The 20161-nt window shown below is 44.5% G+C and carries 21 protein-coding genes; 16 read left to right on the top strand and 5 right to left on the bottom strand.

Annotated elements, in window-relative coordinates; all coding sequences use genetic code 11:
* The first annotated feature begins 50 nt into the window (after positions 1-50).
* The 11 genes from IGI76_RS01850 (at position 51) to IGI76_RS01900 (ending at position 9526) form a co-directional block, all read left to right on the top strand.
* The gene (locus IGI76_RS01850) at positions 51-1682 is read left to right on the top strand and encodes an extracellular solute-binding protein (RefSeq protein WP_333718901.1); all 1632 of its coding nucleotides are present in this window, start codon (positions 51-53) and stop codon (positions 1680-1682) included.
* A 37-nt stretch (positions 1683-1719) separates the two neighbouring features.
* Positions 1720-2421, top strand: coding sequence for a DUF624 domain-containing protein (locus IGI76_RS01855; protein WP_438780951.1), 702 nt, complete (start codon positions 1720-1722; stop codon positions 2419-2421).
* 119 nt (positions 2422-2540) lie between these two features.
* Positions 2541-3557, top strand: coding sequence for a serine hydrolase domain-containing protein (locus tag IGI76_RS01860; protein ID WP_333718903.1), 1017 nt, complete (start codon positions 2541-2543; stop codon positions 3555-3557).
* Positions 3558-3602: 45 nt separating this feature from the next.
* Complete coding sequence (gene manA, locus IGI76_RS01865) at positions 3603-4556, top strand: mannose-6-phosphate isomerase, class I (RefSeq protein WP_176257035.1); 954 nt, start codon at positions 3603-3605, stop codon at positions 4554-4556.
* A 199-nt stretch (positions 4557-4755) separates the two neighbouring features.
* The gene (locus tag IGI76_RS01870) at positions 4756-5895 is read left to right on the top strand and encodes a cysteine desulfurase family protein (RefSeq protein ID WP_128432280.1); all 1140 of its coding nucleotides are present in this window, start codon (positions 4756-4758) and stop codon (positions 5893-5895) included.
* Between the two features lie 68 nt (positions 5896-5963).
* A complete protein-coding gene (locus IGI76_RS01875; protein WP_005232263.1) occupies positions 5964-6305 on the top strand; it encodes a DUF1831 domain-containing protein in 342 nt (113 codons plus the stop codon).
* Between the two features lie 177 nt (positions 6306-6482).
* Positions 6483-7328 carry an aldo/keto reductase gene (locus IGI76_RS01880; protein WP_333718904.1) on the top strand — a complete coding sequence of 282 codons (846 nt, stop codon included), beginning with the start codon at positions 6483-6485 and terminating at the stop codon, positions 7326-7328.
* Between the two features lie 42 nt (positions 7329-7370).
* The gene (locus IGI76_RS01885; RefSeq protein WP_005232261.1) at positions 7371-7976 is read left to right on the top strand and encodes a metallophosphoesterase; all 606 of its coding nucleotides are present in this window, start codon (positions 7371-7373) and stop codon (positions 7974-7976) included.
* Positions 7977-8181: 205 nt separating this feature from the next.
* The gene (gene amaP / locus IGI76_RS01890) at positions 8182-8745 is read left to right on the top strand and encodes an alkaline shock response membrane anchor protein AmaP (RefSeq protein ID WP_005232260.1); all 564 of its coding nucleotides are present in this window, start codon (positions 8182-8184) and stop codon (positions 8743-8745) included.
* A gap of 11 nt (positions 8746-8756) precedes the next feature.
* On the top strand, positions 8757-8951 hold the full coding sequence (locus tag IGI76_RS01895) for a DUF2273 domain-containing protein (RefSeq protein WP_005232259.1): 195 nt from the start codon (positions 8757-8759) through the stop codon (positions 8949-8951).
* Positions 8952-9007: 56 nt separating this feature from the next.
* Positions 9008-9526 (top strand): Asp23/Gls24 family envelope stress response protein, encoded by a 519-nt coding sequence (locus tag IGI76_RS01900; protein WP_005232258.1) that lies wholly within the window; start codon positions 9008-9010, stop codon positions 9524-9526.
* Between the two features lie 64 nt (positions 9527-9590).
* Here IGI76_RS01900 and IGI76_RS01905 read toward each other — a convergent pair whose 3' ends face one another.
* A complete protein-coding gene (locus IGI76_RS01905) occupies positions 9591-10304 on the bottom strand; it encodes a C39 family peptidase (RefSeq protein ID WP_333718905.1) in 714 nt (237 codons plus the stop codon).
* Between the two features lie 114 nt (positions 10305-10418).
* Between IGI76_RS01905 and IGI76_RS01910 the strand changes: the two genes are divergently transcribed.
* The 3 genes from IGI76_RS01910 (at position 10419) to IGI76_RS01920 (ending at position 12414) form a co-directional block, all read left to right on the top strand.
* Positions 10419-10625, top strand: a complete 207-nt coding sequence (locus tag IGI76_RS01910) for a hypothetical protein (protein ID WP_270287904.1) — start codon at positions 10419-10421, stop codon at positions 10623-10625.
* A gap of 182 nt (positions 10626-10807) precedes the next feature.
* Positions 10808-11926: a tRNA 2-thiouridine(34) synthase MnmA gene (gene mnmA / locus IGI76_RS01915; RefSeq protein WP_026008140.1), complete on the top strand. Its 1119-nt coding sequence runs from the start codon at positions 10808-10810 to the stop codon at positions 11924-11926.
* A gap of 197 nt (positions 11927-12123) precedes the next feature.
* Positions 12124-12414: a hypothetical protein gene (locus tag IGI76_RS01920; protein WP_225582108.1), complete on the top strand. Its 291-nt coding sequence runs from the start codon at positions 12124-12126 to the stop codon at positions 12412-12414.
* A gap of 57 nt (positions 12415-12471) precedes the next feature.
* Here the strand turns inward: IGI76_RS01920 and IGI76_RS01925 are convergent, their stop codons facing one another.
* The gene (locus tag IGI76_RS01925; protein WP_333718906.1) at positions 12472-13332 is read right to left on the bottom strand and encodes an AAA family ATPase; all 861 of its coding nucleotides are present in this window, start codon (positions 13330-13332) and stop codon (positions 12472-12474) included.
* A 312-nt stretch (positions 13333-13644) separates the two neighbouring features.
* Here IGI76_RS01925 and IGI76_RS01930 point away from each other — a divergent pair, with 312 nt between their 5' ends.
* Both IGI76_RS01930 and IGI76_RS01935 read left to right on the top strand, forming a co-directional pair.
* Complete coding sequence (locus IGI76_RS01930) at positions 13645-14022, top strand: DUF1033 family protein (protein WP_005227251.1); 378 nt, start codon at positions 13645-13647, stop codon at positions 14020-14022.
* Positions 13955-16027: a DNA topoisomerase III gene (locus tag IGI76_RS01935; protein ID WP_333718907.1), complete on the top strand. Its 2073-nt coding sequence runs from the start codon at positions 13955-13957 to the stop codon at positions 16025-16027. The genes IGI76_RS01930 and IGI76_RS01935 overlap by 68 nt, the downstream gene beginning before the upstream one ends.
* Before the next feature lie 77 nt (positions 16028-16104).
* Here IGI76_RS01935 and IGI76_RS01940 read toward each other — a convergent pair whose 3' ends face one another.
* Genes IGI76_RS01940 through IGI76_RS01950 form a run of 3 tightly spaced genes read right to left on the bottom strand, consistent with a single transcriptional unit; the run spans position 16105 to position 20099 of the window.
* The gene (locus IGI76_RS01940) at positions 16105-17658 is read right to left on the bottom strand and encodes a response regulator (RefSeq protein ID WP_015508871.1); all 1554 of its coding nucleotides are present in this window, start codon (positions 17656-17658) and stop codon (positions 16105-16107) included.
* Positions 17636-19084 (bottom strand): sensor histidine kinase, encoded by a 1449-nt coding sequence (locus IGI76_RS01945; protein WP_208788472.1) that lies wholly within the window; start codon positions 19082-19084, stop codon positions 17636-17638. Before IGI76_RS01945 ends, IGI76_RS01940 begins: the two co-directional genes overlap by 23 nt.
* Positions 19085-19094: 10 nt before the next feature.
* A complete protein-coding gene (locus IGI76_RS01950) occupies positions 19095-20099 on the bottom strand; it encodes an ABC transporter substrate-binding protein (RefSeq protein WP_008376147.1) in 1005 nt (334 codons plus the stop codon).
* Positions 20100-20161: the final 62 nt, after the last annotated feature.

Raw genomic sequence — 20161 nt, forward strand, 5'->3', positions numbered from 1 at the left:
TCTCTTGATTAGAGGGGAGAAGGAACGAAACGTTGAAAGGGGATAAAAGAATGAAAGCAAAGGTATTAAAAAGCGTGCTGTCAGTGACTGCGATGAGTCTCTTACTGGCTGCTTGCGGCAGTGAGTCAGGGACAAAAGAAAGTGATGGGGCGGCAGCGAATGACCGTGACAGTTCGGAGGTCTTTGAATTAGGTAGTGAACCGTTGGAGATCACGATGTTTGGTAATTATGATTGGTACACGATGGATCGTTGGGGAGATGATCCAGCAACTGCTGCTATCAAAGAACTGACCAAGGTAGATATTCGTGCAATCGATGGTGGCGGGAATGCAGCACAGCGGCTAAGCACAATGATCGCTGGCGATGATCTACCTGATTTTATTTGGCTTGATCGAGGGTCGGATGTGGAACGGCTGCGAGAAGCGGGTGCCTTAGTGCCATTTGATGATTACTTGGATAAGTATCCAAACTTGAAAGAATGGGCGGGAGAAGACATCCTGAACATGCTTCGTTCAGAAGACGGCAAACTTTATCAGTTTCCCAACTGGTATAGCTCGGAGCCTTTCGGGAATGCCGGTTATGTCGTCAATAAAGAGATCCATGATGCTTTAGGAGTGCCAGAATTGAAAACAACAGAGGATCTTTATGAGTATTTGAAAGAAGTTCAAACAGAGTTTCCTGATGTCATTCCATTTGAAACAGATGTCAGTGGACAAGGGATCAATGTCTTGTACTCCGCATTTGCAGAAGGGCGTTCACCAGCAGATATCCGCATTCGCGCTGTTCCTGAAGGCGACGTATTGACCTCGATCTTTGCCAATGAAAACTACGTAGAATCGATTGAATATGCGTCAAGACTGTACCGTGAGCGCTTGATGACCCAAGATACCTTGACCCAAGATGCAGATATGGTGGCAGAAAAAGTAACCAGTGGTCGTGTAGCTGTCTATGCGGCTGCCAGCCCGTCCAACTATGCTCGCGATGCCCATTACATCTTGCAAGAACAAAATCCAGATGCGGGGTATTTCTATATCGAGCCGATTGCAAAACCAGGACTAGACCCTGACAATATTTTCCCAGGTTCCTATGAAATGCTAGGGTGGAATGTCAGTGTCATTACTAGAAATGCAGAAGACCCAGAAAAAGTCTTTGCCTTCTTAGACTGGTTGACTGGACCGTTGGGCCAATCGATCTTGATGTTTGGTCCAGAAGGCCAGTATTGGGATGGCTTTGACGAAGAAGGCTATACGCAATTTACGGATGCCTATGCAGAAGACAGTGCAGGCGTTTCAGAGATTGAGCAAGCAACATCAAGTTTCCAATGGAACGGCAACTCCGCCTTTTTAGACAATACCAAAACAAAATTTGAGTTAAATCTTCCAGAAGATCAAATGAACTGGGCAACGAAATGGCAGCATGCCATCACTTGGGATACGCAAAAAGACGACACGGAATTTGCGGCGATCAACCCGATGCCAGACTCACCAGAAGGAATTATTCAGCAACGGATCAACGATATTTTTGAAGAAGCCAATGCTTCAGCGATCTTTGCTGACAGCGATGAAGAAGTGCGTGCCATCTTTGCTGAGGCGGAAGCCCAAGCACAAGCAGCGGGCTATCAAGAGTTGCTGGATTATCAAACAGAGAAATGGCAGCAAAATCTACAAAACTTAGCCCGCTAGAGGGTAAATCAGCTGATTAGAGAAAGGAGGCGGACTGATGGGAAATGAACGATGGTATCGTTGGTATGGTGCCAGTCAAGCGATAGCTAGTATGTTGCTTTTGAATGGCTACTGGTTACTGTTCAATCTGCCCGTTCTATTGCTAGCTTTGGGGCTGATTTTCCCCAGCTCTCCTCGTCAGTTTCTTTTCTCTTTGGTTGGTTTGATCATTAGTTTTCCTAGCATTCTTTTGCCAGCGACCTTTGCTTTATTTGGGGTCATGCGGCGTTGGTTGTACTATCAAGAACCACGTCAGGCCATCGGAGGGACCTTTTGGCGGCTCTATCGGGAAAATTATCGGCGCAGTTTTGCCGCAGGCCTCTTTTTCGGTAGTCTCGCTTTGCTGCTGTTAGGCTCTTATCGCCAAATCGATTCCTTTCAGTTGCCCTTATTGGCTGTCGGCTATTTGTTTTTAAGTATCATTTTACTCGTGTGGTTGCTGTATTTTATCTGCGACAGTGTGCATTTGGCGGCACCCATGCGGCTCGCCTTGATCAAAAGCTTTTTCATCATCTTTTGGGTACCGTTGCAGACACTGATGTTGCTAGGGCTGTTGAGTGGCCTCGCTTTACTGCTCGTCTTGATCAATCCCTTACTCGCGGGATTGATCGTAGGGGGACTAGGTAGCCAATGTGCGTGTTACAGTTACTTGAGAATCATCCAAAAGGCGCAAGCAAAAGCTGCACCAGTCGACGAGTAATCTATGTAATACTGATTAGAAAAAAATCTGAAAACTATCCTTAATGGGTAGTTTTTTTCATTGGCGAAAAGTGCTAAAGTTAGAAGCAAGACAAGCCTGAAAGGAGCGAGTATGGAACGATGACAATGTACCCAAAAACAGTACAGCTCATTCAAGAAAAAATGCCGACCGTTTTCCCAGGAGCGGTGCTGCGTTTTATCGCTGGTGAAACCCAAGAGACCCATATATTCGGACAGGCAGCGCTTCTTCCGAAAACCGAACCTATGACGAAAGATCATTTGTTTGATTTAGCCTCATTGACGAAAGTCGTTTGTACAACGAGTGTTCTGTTAAAATTGTGGGATCAAGGAAAAATCGAGATGGAGGCGCCGCTTGCTCGTTGGTTGCCAGCGTTTAAAGACGATCGGGTAACGATCAAGCACTTGCTGACGCATACGGCAGCCATCAACACGTGGATTCCTCATCGAGACCAGTTGGATGCTGCTGCCTTGCGCAAGGCGTATTTGCAGCTTGAAAGCAGTGATACGATCGGTCAAACGGTCAACTATACGGATACTGGGACGATTTTGCTGGGCTTTTTATTGGAGGAGCTGTATCAAAAACCAGTGACCGAGATTTTTCAAGAAGAAGTCTTGACGCCTTTAGGCATGAAGAACAGCGGCTTTCCGCCTTTTCCTCCTTCACAGCTGCCATTGATCGTGCCTACCCAGCAGCAGCCAGACGGCAGTATCCTTAGAGGAATCACCCATGACCCAAAAGCACGAGTGCTGGGAAACCATGCCGGCAACGCCGGGTTGTTTTCTACCGTGGATGATTTGACGCTGTTCGTTCAACTGTTATTGGCAAATGGTCAGCAGCAAGGTGCGCCGTTTTTCTCAGAAAAAGTGATGCAGGCGCTGGCTCAGAGGCAGACGCCTGAAAGCACAAAGCCCCGCACCTATGGCTGGGACTTATTGGGTGCGCCGTACCAATTATTTCATACAGGCTATACAGGCACGTTTCTCGCAGTAGATATCCCTAACAAAAAAGCGTTTATTTTCTTATCGAATCGGGTCCATCCAGTGGATCATCGAGAAAGCTACTTGGGTCATCGTGACGAAATCCTGCAATGTTACTTAAAAGAATCTGCCGAATAAGCGGATTCATGCTATAATATGCACGAACAACTAGAGAGGGGAACAATTATGGAACCATTGTTTATGAAACCTGTTTTTCAAGAAAAAATCTGGGGCGGCAGTCGCCTGCATTCTGTTTTTGGTTTTGATTTACCGAGTGACAAGATCGGTGAAGATTGGGCGATCAGTGCGCATCCTCATGGGGTGAGCGTCATTGAAAATGGTCCGTTTAAAGGCAAAACATTGGCGGATCTTTGGCAAGACCATCAAGAACTGTTTGGACATTCAGACGAACCAGTCTTTCCATTATTAATTAAAATTCTAGATGCGGAAGATGATCTATCCGTTCAGGTCCATCCTGATGACACGTATGGGCTAGCCCATGAAGGGGAATTAGGGAAAACGGAATGCTGGTACATTATTGATGCCGAACCAGGTGCGGAAATCATTTATGGCCACCACGCACAAACCAAAGAAGAACTTGCGGAAATGATCGAAGCGGGTCGTTGGGATGATTTGTTAACAAAAGTCCCTGTGAAAAAAGGCGATTTCTTCTACGTGCCAAGTGGAACGATCCATGCCATTGGGAAAGGGATCATGATCTTAGAAACCCAACAAAGCTCGGATACGACTTATCGGGTGTACGACTATGATCGTACTGATGATCAAGGACAAACACGGGAGCTGCATATCCAACAATCAATCGATGTGACGACGATTCCTGCACGGACGCCAGAATTATCGATCCGTGAAGTCAAACAAGGACAATCAGCAGTCGTTACCTATCTTGAAACGCCATTTTTCAATGTGTATGAATGGGAAGTACGTGGGAAATTATCTTTGGCACAAAAGGCCGATTATACCTTGATGACCGTGATCGATGGGTATGGGCAGTTGATGATCGACGGTCATTCCTATGAACTAAAAATGGGCACGAGCTGCATTTTGCCAAACCCGATCAAGAAATGGGAATTGGTTGGTGAATTGACTGTCATTGCCTCTGAACCTGGAAAAAAATAAAACGATCAGTAAGTGACGTGATTCGCACAAGCAAAACAGCACACGTTCCTGATTTTTCGTAAGGCTGAACGCGTTCAGCTGCCTGTCATCATTGGCGATTTTTCCGCTTTTGACTGACAGGTTTTTTCGTATGGACACTCACGATAGACGTCTGAGGAAGATTTGTTATAATGGCAGTAATGAAGGATAGGTGAAAAGAATGGTTTACTTAGATCATGCAGCAACGACACCGCTGCACCCAGAAGTGATCAAAGTGATGAGTGAGACGATGCAGACATTTTTTGGCAATCCATCAAGCATTCATCATTATGGTCGAGATGCCCACACCCAATTAGAATTGGCTCGTCAAGCGATCGCTCAGCAGCTAGGGGTCAAGGAACATGAGATCATTTTTAACAGTGGAGGTACCGAAAGCGATAATACAGCGATCATCGGTACAGCCCTTAGCAAACAAGCACAAGGCAAACATATCATTACGACCCAGATCGAACATCCGGCGGTCATTGAGAGTATGCGCTATTTAGAAGGCTTAGGCTTTGAGGTGACCTATTTGCCAGTAGATCAAAAGGGGCAATTGGCCGTCAGTGAAGTTGAGGCTGCCTTACGTCCCGATACGATTTTAGTATCCATAATGACGGCAAACAATGAAACGGGCAATTTGTTGCCGATTGCAGAAATTGGCGCACTTTTACGGGAGCATCCCGCCGTTTTTCATACCGATGCTGTGCAAGCTTATGGCAAGATCCCGCTTGAAATCAATGAAAATAGCATTGATCTCCTAAGCATTTCGGCTCACAAAATCAACGGACCAAAAGGGATCGGCTTTTTGTATAAACGAGATGGCTTGTCGCTACCTGCGCTACTCCATGGTGGCGAACAAGAAGAAAAACGGCGAGCAGGGACGGAAAACTTAGCAGCCATCATGGGAATGGCCAAAGCAGCTTCTTTGCATACCCCCGAAGCGCAGCAAGCAGCGGCGGAACAATATCAAACGTTTGCCGATGTACTGATGGAGACCTTAGCAGCACAAGGCATCGATGTTCAGTTGAATGGTGACCCAGCACACAAATTGCCGCATATTTTGAATCTGCGTTTCCCAGGGGTCAGCAGTGACTTGTTACTGATGAAATTGGACTTAAAAGGGGCCGCCATCTCGACAGGCAGCGCTTGTACGGCGGGCAATGTGGAACCCTCCCATGTGCTAGAAGCGATGGTGGGCAAAGAGCATCCAGCTATCCGGGAATCGGTCAGAGTCAGCTTTGGCTATGGCAACACATTGGCGGAAATCGAAGCATTTGCTCAGCTATTAGCAGAAACTGTCTTAGCAACGAAAAAGTAGGAGAACAGCTAGCAATCTCGCTGAAAACTATTTATAATGAAAGAAATGATGTTAAAGAGGTGAAGAACATGGCATTTGAAACAACAGCAACCGTTTTAGGCGCAGCAACCCAATACCGCATTGCTCCTGAAGCAAAAAAATATACGTTGCGGGACAATGGCTTTACAGAAACGAACGGCGGCAACTTCCAATTGATTCGTGGCCTTGAAGCAACACCCCAAAGCAAAGAAGGCTTTAAATTAAAAATCACTGTTGCAAAAGATCTGCAAACCTTCAAGATGTCGATCACGACAGCCAATGGATTAAAAGCAGTCAATATTTTCAAAGATGAACAGCACAAAATGCTGCAAGAAAAATTTTACTTTTTAATGGATGGTTTTATCAGCCGCGGGTTGTTTGTCAAAGCGTAAGCTTTTGTCAAAAGCAGCTATACCGTTCAAAGGGCAAGAAGTGTGTCACTCCGCCAAACAGGCAAGGGATTGATACACTTCTTTTGTATCTTTGCCGGTTTCTTTTTATACTAAAGAAAACAAACCTAAGCCGTTCTCAGAAAGTGGATACGTTGAGACGAGAAAGAAGGAATCCAGATGAAACGAACCTTAAACAAGCAATCCGTGTTAGCCGTTGGAATGGGGACTTGGCATATGGGGGATGACCCTGCTAAGGAAAAAGCCGAGATCGATGCGCTGCAAGCGGGCATCAAAGCCGGAGCGGCTGTCATCGATACCGCAGAAATGTACGGCGAGGGAAACGCAGAAACGCTAGTTGGCAAGGCGATCCAGCCCTTTACACGAGGGGATCTTTATTTGATTTCAAAAGCTTATCCCTGGAATGCCTCCGCAGATGAATTGCCGAAAGCTTTAGACCGTAGCTTAGCGCGTTTAGGCACCGACTATCTTGATCTGTATCTGCTCCACTGGCGAGGAGATGTGCCGTTAGCAGAAACAGTTGACGCACTAGAAGCTGCCAAAGCCTCTGGAAAGATTCGTGCATGGGGCGTCTCTAATTTTGACGTGGCAGATATGGAGGAGCTGTTGCGGTTAGAAAACGGCGATCAATGTGCCGCCAACCAAGTACTCTATAATTTAGGTGCCCGGGGGATCGAATACGATCTTTTGCCTTGGCAGGCAGAGGCTGAGATTCCGGTGATTGCCTACTCACCAATTGCTCAAGGCGATCGGCTAGGGCACCACTTCAAAAATGATGAAGTGTTGAAAGAGCTGGCAGAAGCCAAAGGCTGCACGATTTTTCAGCTGCTTTTGGCATGGACCCTTCGACAACCCCACGTCTTAGCGATCCCCCAAACCAGTGACTCGCTGCATATGCTGCAGAACATTGAAGCTGCCAAAATCGTTTTTTCCAAAAGCGAATTGGCGACAATCGATGCACGTTTTCCGGAGCCAACGAAAAAGCAGCCGCTAGCGATGATTTGAAGACCCTAATCACAGAAAAAAGCAGTAAAGTAAGGAGCGACTATGAAATTTTTTACGTCTGATACCCATTATTTTCATGCAGCCTTGCTCGGGGACAATGACTTTGCCCCACGCCCCTTTGAGACAGTGACGCAAATGCATGAAACGATGATCGCTAGCTGGAATGAGGTGGTTGCGGATAAAGATGTCGTTTATCATTTAGGGGATGTCGCGATGCACCCTGCTTATGAAGCAGGTTTTCCAGAAATTGCGGCGCTGTTAGCACAGCTGCAGGGCAAAATCGTTTTTATCAAAGGCAATCATGATACCCGGGCTTTCTTTGCGTACTTGCGCAAGCATGATCCTGGTTGTTTGGGAGCCCAAAAGTATGCGTTTGAAGATGTTGGTGTCTTGCTGAAGTTTGCTCATCAGCAATTTTTACTAACCCATTATCCTATGCTGCTGGGGATCACCAAAAACAGCCGCAATCTGCATGGGCATATCCATCATCATAGTGTACCAATCGCTGAGAATCTCAACGTAGGAGTCGATGCACCGGAATTGGCGTTTCTGCCGCAGCCGCGTCCCTTCGGTCGACCAGTTTCCGAAAATGAACTGGCGGTGCTACATCATGCAAAGCAACAAGAACTTGCCAAGCTAGCTCGTTAACAGATAACAAGAAAAGCAAGCATCCAAACAGATTCGGGTGGCTTGCTTTTTTTGTGATGACTTTGACAGCAAGCTTTGATTAAGGAAATTTTTTTGATAAAAATAAACTTTATATGTAAAAAATAATCGATTCCAAGAGTTATTATTTGATGGATATTTAAGAAATGTGTATTCTTTAAGTAGAAAGCAGTAAAGGAGGTTGCCAATGCGTAAGATTTCTAAAGTGATTTTTATCATCGGATTACTTTTACTCTTACTTGTCTTTTATTTTGGGATCATCGCCAATCAGCAAGCGGCTTCATTGCCTGTTTACTTGATTCCTTTGGATGAATATCCTTGGGTCGGATCTTCCATGAGTATGCTGCTCTTTTGGTTATCTGTTGGCTTTGCTATTTTTACAGTGATCGCACTCTTTGTCGTTTTGTTTTATCCAAAACGCTCAGACCGCTTGATCATTCCCCATAAGACAGGCGATTTAGTGATTCAGAAGAAGGCGTTAGAGCATTTTGTGCTCGAGCGGGTGAAACAAGCAGATTTCATCCATCAGCCATCGGTAAAAATCAAAATCGTCAAGAATAAAGTAGCGGTAAAAATCGATGGAGAAATGAAACAAACAGCAGCCATCCCGCAAAAACAAGAAGCTTTGGTTGGTGAGATCAGCAGCAGTCTGCAGCAGCTTTTCGGTATCGAAAGCAATATCCAAACGGAAGTTGTTTTAAAAGATACGCAAGAAACGCCAGCAGCCCATGACCAACCGCGTGTAGTTTAGGAGGAACAGGTATGAGTGAATGGTTCTACCACTATAAGATCCCGCTTATCTTTGCAGGTTTCGGTTTGATCCTAGCGATCCTGTTTCTAACGATCGGCTTTTTGAAAACCATACTGCTGGTGCTATTTACGGCACTAGGTACGTATCTGGGATTTTATCTCAAAGAAGTCGGATTCTTTGAACAATTTCAAAGACCGCGCCGTTAACTTTGGTAACATTATTAGTTTAATTTATATCAAGATTATAGTAGGAGGAATGTACGATGGAAAACCAAACAAAACCAACAACAGGTGTTAAAGGAGAATTAACTTACGAAGATAAAGTGATTCAAAAAATCGTAGGCATTGCATTAGAATCTGTAGACGGACTCTTAACAGTCGATGGCGGTTTCTTCTCAAATATTGCAGGTAAATTAGTCAACACCGATGATGTGACTTCAGGGATCAACGTTGAAGTTGGGAAAAAACAAGTGGCAGTCGATCTTGATATCGTTGCAGAATATGGCAGCGACATGACCACGATCTACGACCAAATCAAAGAGGTTGTTTCAACACAAGTCAACAAAATGACGAATTTAGAAGTCATCGAAGTAAACGTGAATGTAGCAGATGTCAAAACACGTGAACAATTCGAAAAAGACTCTGAAACAGTTCAAGACAAAGTAAGCAGTGCGGCAGAAACAACTGGCGACTTTGCGTCAAAACAAACACGTAAAGCCAAAGGTGCCTTCAACCGGACAACGACGCGTATTCAAGAAAACAACGAACCACGCGTTCAATAATAGTAAGATAAGCAAAAGACTAGCTTCGGCTAGTCTTTTTTTGTCGCTTCAGCCGATCAGAACATCAAAGCCAAAATCTCCAATAATGGATTCCTTCTGCTTGAAAGACATCGTTAGGATAGCTTTTCTCATAATGGGCTTTTTCGGGGGAATCATTAGGATCGAATACTTGAACATTTCCTTCTTTGTTCAAAGCCAATACCATGATATGTCCTGAGGTCGTAAAGGTTCCTGCTTGAACCGAGACCACAACGGGGATGCCTTGTGTCATTTTCTCATAGGCAGCCGCAAAGGAACTTCCTAAATCGGCGAATTGGTAACCAAAAGCTTCGGCAAACTGAGGAAAGATTTGCCAACTCGTTCCTTGTTTGGGAAGATAAAATTGATCGTCAGCCCACTTTAATAGTTTGTCAGGATTCGACGGATGATCCGTCCAAAAAGAATCGATCATCGCTAAAGAAGCAATAGCGCACCCGTTTGCTGCAAACGTATTTTGCGTTTCTCCATATCCATATGTGTCATTGCCCCAGCGTTGATCGGTTTGTACAATCAACGGCACTTGCTGCGTGTCTGCCATCGCTTGTTGAATCGCTTGATTGGCTTGGTGAGTGAACTCTTTCGAGACAAGCGCTGTCTGATCAAACGCAGCATCCCTGACCTGATCAATCACGTAATGAATGACAAAAACACCACCGATGAGAAAAAGCAGCAGTGCAAGGCTCTTTCTTTTCTTTCCGTCGTTTCTCCTAGTTTTCGATATCCCTGTGTGTGATCTCATGAAATGCCCCTCCTCGTAAAGTAGTATCTAAAAGAAGTATAGTCTTTTTCTGATAGCGGCATTTCTACATTTCCTGAAGAATTCCATACGATTTTATGACAAACGACCGTTTAAATGGTAAAATGCGGCTTCTTAGCATTCGCTTATCTAGTTGTCTTTGAACAATGGGAGTCGTTTGGACGGCTGTCGATAAGATACACAAAAAGCAGCGCTTCTTCTATTGGGCTGAATGGGGGAATAACGGACAGCGGGTTTCCTCCAGATGACTTTTCTAAAAATGATTTTGCCCCTAGTGATTTATTACGCCAAGAACAGCAGTAATAAAAGGACGGCTGTGGATCGAATGAAAGAAGAACTTATCTAGTAACAAGGAATTTATAAGAAAAGACAGCAAACAGTGAACTTTTTTGTGTTTTGTTGTATAATGCAAATTACTGAAAAGTTGCGACCTTCAAATCGTAGATGATTTCAGAATCTATAATTGAAATGATGGTGAAACGATCATGTCTAACGAAAACACCCGTGTGGTGGTTGGAATGAGTGGCGGGGTAGACTCGTCAGTAACAGCACTTTTGCTGAAAGAACAAGGGTATGATGTTGTCGGGATCTTTATGAAAAATTGGGATGATACCGATGAAAACGGTGTTTGTACCGCAACAGAAGACTACAAAGACGTAGCCAAAGTGGCTGCGCAAATCGGGATTCCTTATTATTCAGTGAATTTCGAAAAAGAATATTGGGACCGTGTATTTGAATATTTTCTTGCAGAATACCGTGCCGGACGGACGCCAAATCCAGATGTCATGTGTAACAAGGAAATCAAGTTCAAAGCCTTTTTGGATTATGCGATGGATCTTGGTGCCGACTATGTAGCAACTGGCCATTATGCGCAAGTGACTGTTGATGAAAACGGCGTAACTCATATGTTGCGAGGCGTGGATAACAACAAAGATCAAACGTATTTCTTAAGCCAATTGTCACAAGAACAATTGAGCAAAACCATGTTCCCACTAGGCGGCATGGAAAAATCAGAAGTACGAGCGATCGCTGAACGGGCAGGTCTAGCAACAGCCAAGAAAAAAGATTCCACGGGTGTCTGCTTTATCGGAGAAAAGAATTTCAAACAATTTTTGAGTAATTACTTGCCAGCGAAAAAAGGCAATATGGTTACATTAGATGGCGAAGTCAAAGGACAACACGATGGCTTGATGTACTACACCATCGGACAACGTCAAGGCTTAGGCATTGGCGGCGGCGGTGCCACTCAAGAACCATGGTTTGTAGTAGGCAAAGACTTGGCGACCAACACTTTGTATGTGGGGCAAGGATTCCATCACCCCGCATTGTATGCAGATCGCTTGGAAGCAAGCCAAATCCACTTTACTACAGAACAAGACCGCGGCACGGAATTTTCATGCACAGCAAAATTCCGCTACCGTCAACAAGATGTACCGGTAACGGTGCGTCTATTAGATGGAGATCGAGCAGAAGTGATTTTTGACGAACCAGTACGCGCCATCACTCCTGGACAAGCAGTCGTTTTTTATGACGGGATGGAATGCTTGGGCGGCGGTTTGATCGATGCAGCCTACAAAGAAGCCAAAGAATTACAATATGTTTAACCACTAACACAATCAGCCCTAGTTAAGAACACTGAACCAATCAGTTGCACTTAGCTAGGGCTTTTTATAAATCAATTCGAAAAACCGATTAGAGCGAGCGCTTTCCATTTTAAAAAAATAGTCAAATTATGCTATAATTTAGATAGAAAATGAATGTTTTTGATGTATTGGCATTTTTAAAAGAAAGGAGGAGGAGCATGAATCGTACCAAAGCCAATCTCATGAAATGGGGGTTTGTCGTTAGTGTCGTAGGGGTGGTGATGCTTCATCAGACTCAGGTCATTTCAAGCCAAATCAACCATCTTGCCTTAGCCGTACTATTGGGTTTAGCCGGGTATTTGCTTGTTTTTAAAAAGTTCTACTTTTTGTCCTCTCAAATTGCGGGGCATTCCGATCAGTATAATCAAGCAGAAGTCAAGTGGGGCAAAATTGCGGGAGTGGTCGCCTTCTGTATTGCGCTGATCAATTTGATTTTGGTCTTTGTGTGAGTGAGGCGGAAAAAAAGCCGCCAAAAGAAATATTTGGCGGAAAATGGTTTACTTTGGTCATGATCGATCATCAAATTCGGCTTGGTGTGCTTGAAAAAAGCGGTAATACTGCTGGACACTAGCTAACTGGGTCCACTTCCGAACATCGACGGGCGTTTGATCCAAATCATAGATTTTGGCTTCCTTTAAAGACAAAACGAAAGGACTATGGGTAGCAATAATGAACTGACACTGTTCATAGCGAACAAAATCTTCCAGTAACTGCACCAGTTCCAGCTGACGCTCAGCAGAAAGAGAATTTTCTGGTTCATCTAATAAGTAAAGGCTGTTGGGACGAATCTTTTCTTGAAAGAAGCGAAAGGCACTTTCACCATTGGAATATTCTCGGACATTGTCGATCAAGTGCTTGCGGGTGAATTTGGACTGTGTGTTGGATCGTGCAAGATTGATTTTCTTCAATTCATGGTAATCGTCAAAACCCGTGAAACGAAAGTCTGCATACTTTGCTTGGTAGTATTCTTGGAATACTTCTTCTCGGCGATGATCGATCCCTTGATTCAAGTTTCGAATAGCCAGCATGTAATCAAAGACATCATCGCTGGTCAAAAGTACTTTTTCTTGCGGTTCGTCGATGCTGTCAGTAGTACAGTAGGCTAAGTAGTCCTCGAAAAAATTCGAGCGATTATACGCAGCAAAGCGCTGCGCGTGGATCTTTTCGGCAATCACGTTCAATGCGGTGGTTTTGCCAGAACCATTGCCGCCATATAAGATCGTGACCGGTTCAAAATCGATCTGCTGAAAAAGGCGGGCACTGAGAATCTGAAAAGGGTAGTAAGAATCATAAACGGTTCGTTTGATGGAAAGGAAAAAATCAAACTCGGTCTCTTGATCGGGAAAAGTGATTTGTTCGAGATACATGGGGCACCTCCTGGCAATTTCGTGGTTGTCATTATTGTAGCATATCCATCGCAGACAAATTTTTTTTTACGAGGTTAAAATAAATCTTGTTTGATATTTTTTTAATCTTTTGATGTTATATTCACAACAGGAAACATCTGTGCTAGACTATAGGGGCATAGAAATGATGTAATCTTAAACAACCGATAAATCGTACAAAAAAACGAGGGTTTAATGAATTTTTAAAGCAATGTTTAAATGCTGAAACTTATTCCTTGCAAGTTTAAGTAAAAGTGACTAATATGAGGAAGGAATCGTGAAAGGAGCAATGGAATGTATCAAGTAGTAGTCATGTATGGGGACAATGAACCGTGGTGGTTTTTTGAGGGATGGCAGTCAGATATTCAAGAGGCGTTCACATTTGCAACTTTCAGCGAGGCGCAGTCATTTTATGAACAAAAATGGCAAGAAATCAGAGAAGAGTATTCGTACATAAATGCAAAATCAAACTTTATGACGGCTTTTTGGAATGAAGAAGACGAACGCTGGTGCGAAGAATGCGACGATTACCTCCAACAATATATTGGACTGGCATTGCTTAAAGAATATCAGCAAGTCGTCGATGAAAGCAGGAAAGATTTTTATGAAACAACTAATTCTAGCGGAAAAGCCAAGCGTTGCCAAAGACCTCAGCAAAGTTTTGGGCTGTGAGCAAAAACATAAAAATTATTACGAAGGACCCAAGGCGATCGTTACTTGGGCCCTTGGTCATTTATTGGGCTTGAAAATGCCTGAAGATTTAAACAAAGAGTGGGCATCATGGCAGATGGAAACGTTACCGATGATCCCTAAGTCCATCGGGATCAAGCCGTTGCCAAAAACCGGTCATCAACTAAAAGCCATCAAACAGTTGGCTCAAAGAAAAGATGTCGGGGAAGTCGTGATCGCTACCGATGCGGGAAGAGAAGGGGAGCTAGTCGCTCGCTGGATTTTGGAGTGGGTTCGTTTTGACAAACCAGTCAAACGTTTGTGGATTTCTTCGCAAACCTCTAAAGCCATCAAAGAAGGCTTTGCAAAATTGCAGTCAGCCAAGCACTACGACAATCTTTACTACTCCGCCCTTGCGCGGGCAAAAGCCGACTGGCTGGTAGGGTTGAATGTCACCCGGGCGTTGACGGTCAAATATCAAGACAATCTTAGTGCGGGTCGGGTCCAAACCCCTACCTTAGCTTTGGTGCGCAGTCAGGAAATGCAGATCGAGAGTTTCCGTCCGCAAACCTATCATGTGATTACCCTAAACGTAGGCGATGCCAAGGCTCGCCTGCAGCAAAAAAATCCCTATCAACTAAAAGAACGCAGCGACGCCGAAGCATTGGTCAAGCAAATGAGTCAACAAAATGGTCGCGTGACAGCGATCGAAGAAAAGGTCAAAACAGAAAGTGCACCATTGCCTTATGATTTGACCGAGATCCAACGAGAAGCCAATCAGCGTTATGGGTTTTCAGCCAAGAAGACCTTGTCGCTTGTTCAAAGCTTGTATGAAACCCATAAAATCGTCACTTACCCAAGGACGGATTCCAAGTATTTGACCAATGATATGAAGGCAACCATGAAGGAACGCCTGCAGGCAGTTGCGGATTTTGCCCCAGAAGTCAAAGGATACTTGAAAAATGGCGGACAAGTGGTGCAACAAGCTGTCTTCAATGATAAAAAAGTTACCGATCACCATGCCCTATTGCCAACGGAACAGCGGGCACGGTATGAAAAATTAACTACCGATGAACAACGGATCTATCAAATGATCGTTAGTCGTTTCTTAATGCTCTTTGCGAAACCCCATAAAAAGCAGCAGCAGAAAGTGACCGTGACCTTTGGTTCAGAAACCTTTGTATTCAACCGCAATACCGTGTTAGAAGCGGGATGGAAAACGACTTCTGAAGAAGAAACCAGTGATGTGGCTTGGCAAAAAGGCAGTACAGTCAAGCCTGAGTTTACCATCCAGAAAGAGTTGACTACACCACCGAAACCGTTGAATGAAGGAACTCTTTTAGGCAAAATGGAAAAACACAGTCTTGGTACGCCGGCAACCCGTGCGGAGATCATTGAAAAGCTGATCAAATCTGAGCTGATGGAGCGGACCCCAAGCGGCTTGCAAGTATCGCCAAAAGGCAAGCAGCTGTTAGTCTTAGTCAATCCATCCTTGGTGACACCAGAATTGACGGAAAAATGGGAGAAGGAGCTGGAAGCCATTGCGAAAGGCACCTATTCTGCCCAAACCTTCCTCGCACAAATCGAAGCAGACACAAAACAACTGGTCAAAGAAATCAAGCAAAGCGAAAGCAAGTACCAAGATTTCTCATTGACCCAAAAACGGTGTCCCGAATGCGGCGAACCCTTGCGGGAGAAAAATACCCGTGATGGCAAGATCTATGTTTGCTCCAGTGGGACCTGCAAGTACCGTCGTCGGAAAGACCCGAAAGTTTCAAACCGACGCTGCCCGCAATGCCACCGAAAGATGGAGATCATTGAAGGCAAAAACGGCGCCTATTTCCGCTGTAAATTCGATGGGACCACCGAAAAAATGGCGGATAAAAAGGAACGCAGCAAAAAGCTGTCGAAACACGAAGAACGCCGCTTGATGAACAAAATCAATCAAGAAGAACCGCAAGAAAGCCCATTAGCAGCTGCTTTAAAAGCTGCGATGGAGAAGAAATAACTGCATGAGGTAGAAAATGAAAAAGAGTGAGGACGATTTTGCTGTCCCTCACTCTTTTTTTGCATCCCTTCACTCATTTAGGCATTTTTTTGACGATATTCTTTCGGTGAGATTTTTTCTTTCTTCTTGAACAAAAAGGAAAAATAATTTGGGTCATTGTAGCCAACATCAAAGGCGATCTCAGATAGCCGTAGATTGGTCGTTAACAGCAGTTCCTTAGCTAAGGTCAACCGTTGCTCGGTCAAGTATTCGATAAACGTAGAATCAGTGGCTTGCGAGAAGATGGTGCTGAAATGTGCTGGACTCAAATGAACTTTTTCAGCAACTACATTTAAGGAAATATTGGGATCAGAAAAGTGCTCACTAATAAAGGCTTTGGCTTGATTGATGACACTTTGATATTTCGCCATTGCAGGATTGATGGGTTGTTTGGTCAATAGCGGCAACAGTTCTGCCAGAGTCGTTTGATAGTTCTCTGGCTCATGGGTCAATGCCGCTAGATAGTCTAAGTCATGGGCGTGCTGAACGATCTGGGGCAGCGAATGACTGTCTTTTTTCTTCAACAATGCCAGCAGTTCGACTAAGACGAACAAACGGTACATTTGCGTTCGCTCAACGGTTCCTTGAGGCGCCATCAATTCAGCGATCAGCTCAGGGATCGTCTGTTTCCCAGCATTTGCCAGCCGTGAAGCAAGGTCGGTTTTGAAAGGATTGGTGGGGGACAGTTCCCCTTCGCGAATGTCGTCTTCATAGCTGATGATTTTTTCCTTGCGGATGCTGCCATAGGTTTTTAGCATATCACGAGCTTTCTGATAAGAAAGAGAGATACCCGAGAAGCGATCTGCTACCGGTCCGATCGCCACTGCTACTTCTTCCCCAGAACCATGAACGAGGCTTTGAGCGATCTGATAGGCTTTTTCTAAAACTTGTTCTCGGTCATGGTCAAAAAGCAAAAACTTGATGAAGCGGCTAGAAACACTGGAGAACAAGACGGCATCGTCTTGTTCATAGGCTTTGGTCAGCTGCTGGCTAAAGCGAGTGTAGTCAGAAAAGCTTTGATTGAAGGGGGTTTTTGCTAAGAGCACACAAAACTGTTTACCTGAAAAGCGCCGGCCCAGTTCTTCTGCTTGCAAAAAGGCTTCTGAGATCGTGATCTTTTGTTTAAAGAGGTGATTCAGAAAGTGATTCTTTTTGATTTCCATTTCGAATAAATCGTCTTCTTTGGATAATTGCTGATGAGTGGCTTGTTGTTCATCTAAGTGTTGAACGACGGTTTTGATGGCTTGTTCTAATTCTTCGTTTTTGATGGGCTTGAGCAAGTAATCGTCTGCTTGCAGCTGCAGTGCCGTTTTTGCATAGTCAAAATCATCAAAGCCGCTAACGAAAATAATGCGAACTTGCGGCAATAATTTCTTGGCTTCTTTCGCAAAGACCAAGCCGTCCATAAACGGCATTTTGATATCACTGATAATAATATCAGGACGCAGATCAAGGATCGAAGCCAGCGCCAATTCGCCATCTGCTGCTTCATCGCTATAAACGATCGGGTATTGTTTGGCGAGAGTCATGATTTGGTGGCGCAAACTATCGCGAATCAGATGTTCATCTTCAACTATGAACACTTTGTACATGGTTGGGTTCCTCCCTTTTTGGTACTGTGACGTTAATCGTGGTGCCTTCTTGGTATTGACTGTGGATCGTCAGTTGCGCTTCGCTGCCGTAGTTCAGCTGGAGACGGCGATAGACGTTATATAGGCCATAGCCGCTCTCAGAGGCGGGATCAGTGGTTTCTTTAAGGTTACGACGAATCTCCTGCAAACGCTCAGGGTCGATCCCAACACCGTTGTCACTGATGGTCATTTGAATCTGCTGAGGCAATTCTGACACTGTGATTCGAATCATGCCGACACGACGGACAAACTTGGTGCCATGATATACGGCGTTTTCAACAAGGGGCTGCAGGACCATTTTCAAAACCTGTAGTTCTGGACTGACGGTTTGATCTTCAATGGTGTAAGACAGCATCCTGCCATAGCGGATCTGCAAAATCTTCAAGTAATCGTCCACATGCCGCAATTCTTTTTCCAGCGGAATCCAGTCTTGCCCTTTGCTTAAGGAAATGCGGAAAAAATCTGACAGCGCATAGGTCATTTCGGTTGCTTGCTCGTAACGGGCAGCTTCAATCAATGAAACGATCGCATCTAAACTATTATAGATGAAATGTGGAGTGATCTGGGCTTGTAAGACCCGCACCTCACTTTGGGCTAAGTGATACTGCTTCAAGGCATTTTCTTCCAAGAGCCGAGTCAAGTCATCTGCCATTCGATTCAAGCTACTCGTCAGAGTCCGCAGCTCTGGGGTTTCGGGCAGTTCTGCTCGGTAGCTCAAATGTCCTTGGGATAGTTCATTGGAAAGGTCTAACAACCGATCCAGCGGGTATTGCAGATTGTCACGAACAAAGCGGCGGTTTTTATTGATGATCGCAAAGATGATCAAAAGCAACACGACCTGAAAAAGGATCAGCAGCAACACGGATTGGACCAGTTCGTGATTGGTTTGGCTGGCTAAGCTGATCTCTACCCCGACAAACTGCTGCAAAATATCGGATAGCAAATCGATCACCGAATCCACTTGGATCATGACGTATTGGTTTTGTTCCACCGGTTCATCGTTGAGAATATTATCGATCAACTGTTGCTGATAGGTTTCTAAAGAATCGAGCGTCCGAAAGGCGACTGCTAAAATATTGAGCTCTTTGGCAGTGCTGGTATTTTCTTGAATGTGCTGCAGATCGCTCCTTAGTTCATCGATCACATTGGTTTCTTGGACTTGTGCGACGGTTTTTTGACCAAAGACTAAATCCCACATTTCTTCCAAGACAATGGCATCGACTTTTTCCGATAATTGATTGGCTTCTTCAATATTGTTGATGGTGTTTTGGTAAATAAAAATCTGCCGCGAGTAAAAGACACTGCTTACTACGAGGGGGATAAAGGCGACCAGGATCATCAGTTTGTTGGTCTGCTGGAAGATGCCCTTGATACTTTTTGTTTTCATCTTCATCTCCTCAATAATTTCTCGGTGGAATCTGATCAAAGTCCATATCACTGGAAAAAACTGTTTCATGGACATAGATTTCACGAGGAATGGCATCGGCGCCGCGAGCCAAGTAGCGCGAGATGGCATTTTTGACGAACACACCAGCATCTGGGTTGCATTCAACGACACAATTGACGATCCCTTGCTTCAATTTGTCGATCATTTCTTTTTGGGCATCGATCGATACGATCACCAAATCTTTTCCTGGCTCAATATCGGTTTTTTCGAGGGCTTCAAGAGCGCCAAGAGTCATCTCGTCATTGTGACTGAACAAGACATCGATCTGCTCCATTTTGCCTTCTGCGATGTATTGTTCAATGACTTCTTTGCCTTTGCGGCGAATGAAGTCACCATTTAGCTCATCTTTGACTTGGATCGTTACATTGTTGTGGGCATAATCACGCTTGATGGTTTCTCGGAACCCTTCTGAGCGCAAATACGTCGGAGAAGTAGCATCCAGTCCCGTCAATTCTAAAACATTGATCGTTTCATTTTGATGTTCTTTATAATAATTGCTGACGTAGAGACCTGCACGATTGCCCTCGGCTTTGAAGCTTGGCCCGATATGAGTCAGAAACAAGGAGGGATCGCTGACGTTGACATGACGGTCCACCACGAAAACGGGAATCCCCGCTTGCGCAGCTTCTTCCAAAATCGGTTCCCAATTGTTTTCCTGAATCGGGGTAAAGACGATGGCATCGACTTGATACACGATAAAACTGCGGATATCTTGAATCTGACGTTCTTGATTCATATAGCCGTTACGATAGAGCACTTCATAGCCTTCCTTCTCTAATTCAGTGCGAATCGATTCGGTGTGGCGCTTGCGCCAGCTGCTTTCTGTTCCCGATTGAGAAAAACCGATCACGATACTTTCTTCCGATGTTTCAGCGGTCGTTTCTTTGACTGCTTGGCAACCAGCCAAGAAAGACAAACACAACCAAAGGAGTAACCCAATTTTTATATTCCTCATTTTTTTCACCTCTATGGTCTATTCTACTAAAAAATACGGAAGCGCTTTATACAAAATATCAA

The organism is Enterococcus sp. DIV2449a, assembly GCF_051711225.1.
GTDB lineage: Bacteria > Bacillota > Bacilli > Lactobacillales > Enterococcaceae > Enterococcus_D > Enterococcus_D casseliflavus.

Excerpts from the sequence above, each read along its gene's own strand:
- IGI76_RS01880 (WP_333718904.1), top strand. The coding sequence starts at position 6,483 with ATGAAACGAACCTTAAACAAGCAATCCGTGTTAGCCGTTGGAATGGGG.
- IGI76_RS01945 (WP_208788472.1), bottom strand. The coding sequence starts at position 19,084 with ATGAAAACAAAAAGTATCAAGGGCATCTTCCAGCAGACCAACAAACTG.
- IGI76_RS01860 (WP_333718903.1), top strand. The coding sequence starts at position 2,541 with ATGACAATGTACCCAAAAACAGTACAGCTCATTCAAGAAAAAATGCCG.
- IGI76_RS01870 (WP_128432280.1), top strand. The coding sequence starts at position 4,756 with ATGGTTTACTTAGATCATGCAGCAACGACACCGCTGCACCCAGAAGTG.
- IGI76_RS01850 (WP_333718901.1), top strand. The coding sequence starts at position 51 with ATGAAAGCAAAGGTATTAAAAAGCGTGCTGTCAGTGACTGCGATGAGT.
- IGI76_RS01925 (WP_333718906.1), bottom strand. The coding sequence starts at position 13,332 with ATGTATCTCGAACAAATCACTTTTCCCGATCAAGAGACCGAGTTTGAT.
- IGI76_RS01885 (WP_005232261.1), top strand. The coding sequence starts at position 7,371 with ATGAAATTTTTTACGTCTGATACCCATTATTTTCATGCAGCCTTGCTC.
- IGI76_RS01950 (WP_008376147.1), bottom strand. The coding sequence starts at position 20,099 with ATGAGGAATATAAAAATTGGGTTACTCCTTTGGTTGTGTTTGTCTTTC.
- IGI76_RS01875 (WP_005232263.1), top strand. The coding sequence starts at position 5,964 with ATGGCATTTGAAACAACAGCAACCGTTTTAGGCGCAGCAACCCAATAC.
- IGI76_RS01895 (WP_005232259.1), top strand. The coding sequence starts at position 8,757 with ATGAGTGAATGGTTCTACCACTATAAGATCCCGCTTATCTTTGCAGGT.
- IGI76_RS01920 (WP_225582108.1), top strand. The coding sequence starts at position 12,124 with ATGAATCGTACCAAAGCCAATCTCATGAAATGGGGGTTTGTCGTTAGT.
- IGI76_RS01910 (WP_270287904.1), top strand. The coding sequence starts at position 10,419 with ATGGTAAAATGCGGCTTCTTAGCATTCGCTTATCTAGTTGTCTTTGAA.
- IGI76_RS01935 (WP_333718907.1), top strand. The coding sequence starts at position 13,955 with ATGAAACAACTAATTCTAGCGGAAAAGCCAAGCGTTGCCAAAGACCTC.
- amaP (WP_005232260.1), top strand. The coding sequence starts at position 8,182 with ATGCGTAAGATTTCTAAAGTGATTTTTATCATCGGATTACTTTTACTC.
- IGI76_RS01855 (WP_438780951.1), top strand. The coding sequence starts at position 1,720 with ATGGGAAATGAACGATGGTATCGTTGGTATGGTGCCAGTCAAGCGATA.
- mnmA (WP_026008140.1), top strand. The coding sequence starts at position 10,808 with ATGTCTAACGAAAACACCCGTGTGGTGGTTGGAATGAGTGGCGGGGTA.
- IGI76_RS01900 (WP_005232258.1), top strand. The coding sequence starts at position 9,008 with ATGGAAAACCAAACAAAACCAACAACAGGTGTTAAAGGAGAATTAACT.
- IGI76_RS01940 (WP_015508871.1), bottom strand. The coding sequence starts at position 17,658 with ATGTACAAAGTGTTCATAGTTGAAGATGAACATCTGATTCGCGATAGT.
- IGI76_RS01905 (WP_333718905.1), bottom strand. The coding sequence starts at position 10,304 with ATGAGATCACACACAGGGATATCGAAAACTAGGAGAAACGACGGAAAG.
- IGI76_RS01930 (WP_005227251.1), top strand. The coding sequence starts at position 13,645 with ATGTATCAAGTAGTAGTCATGTATGGGGACAATGAACCGTGGTGGTTT.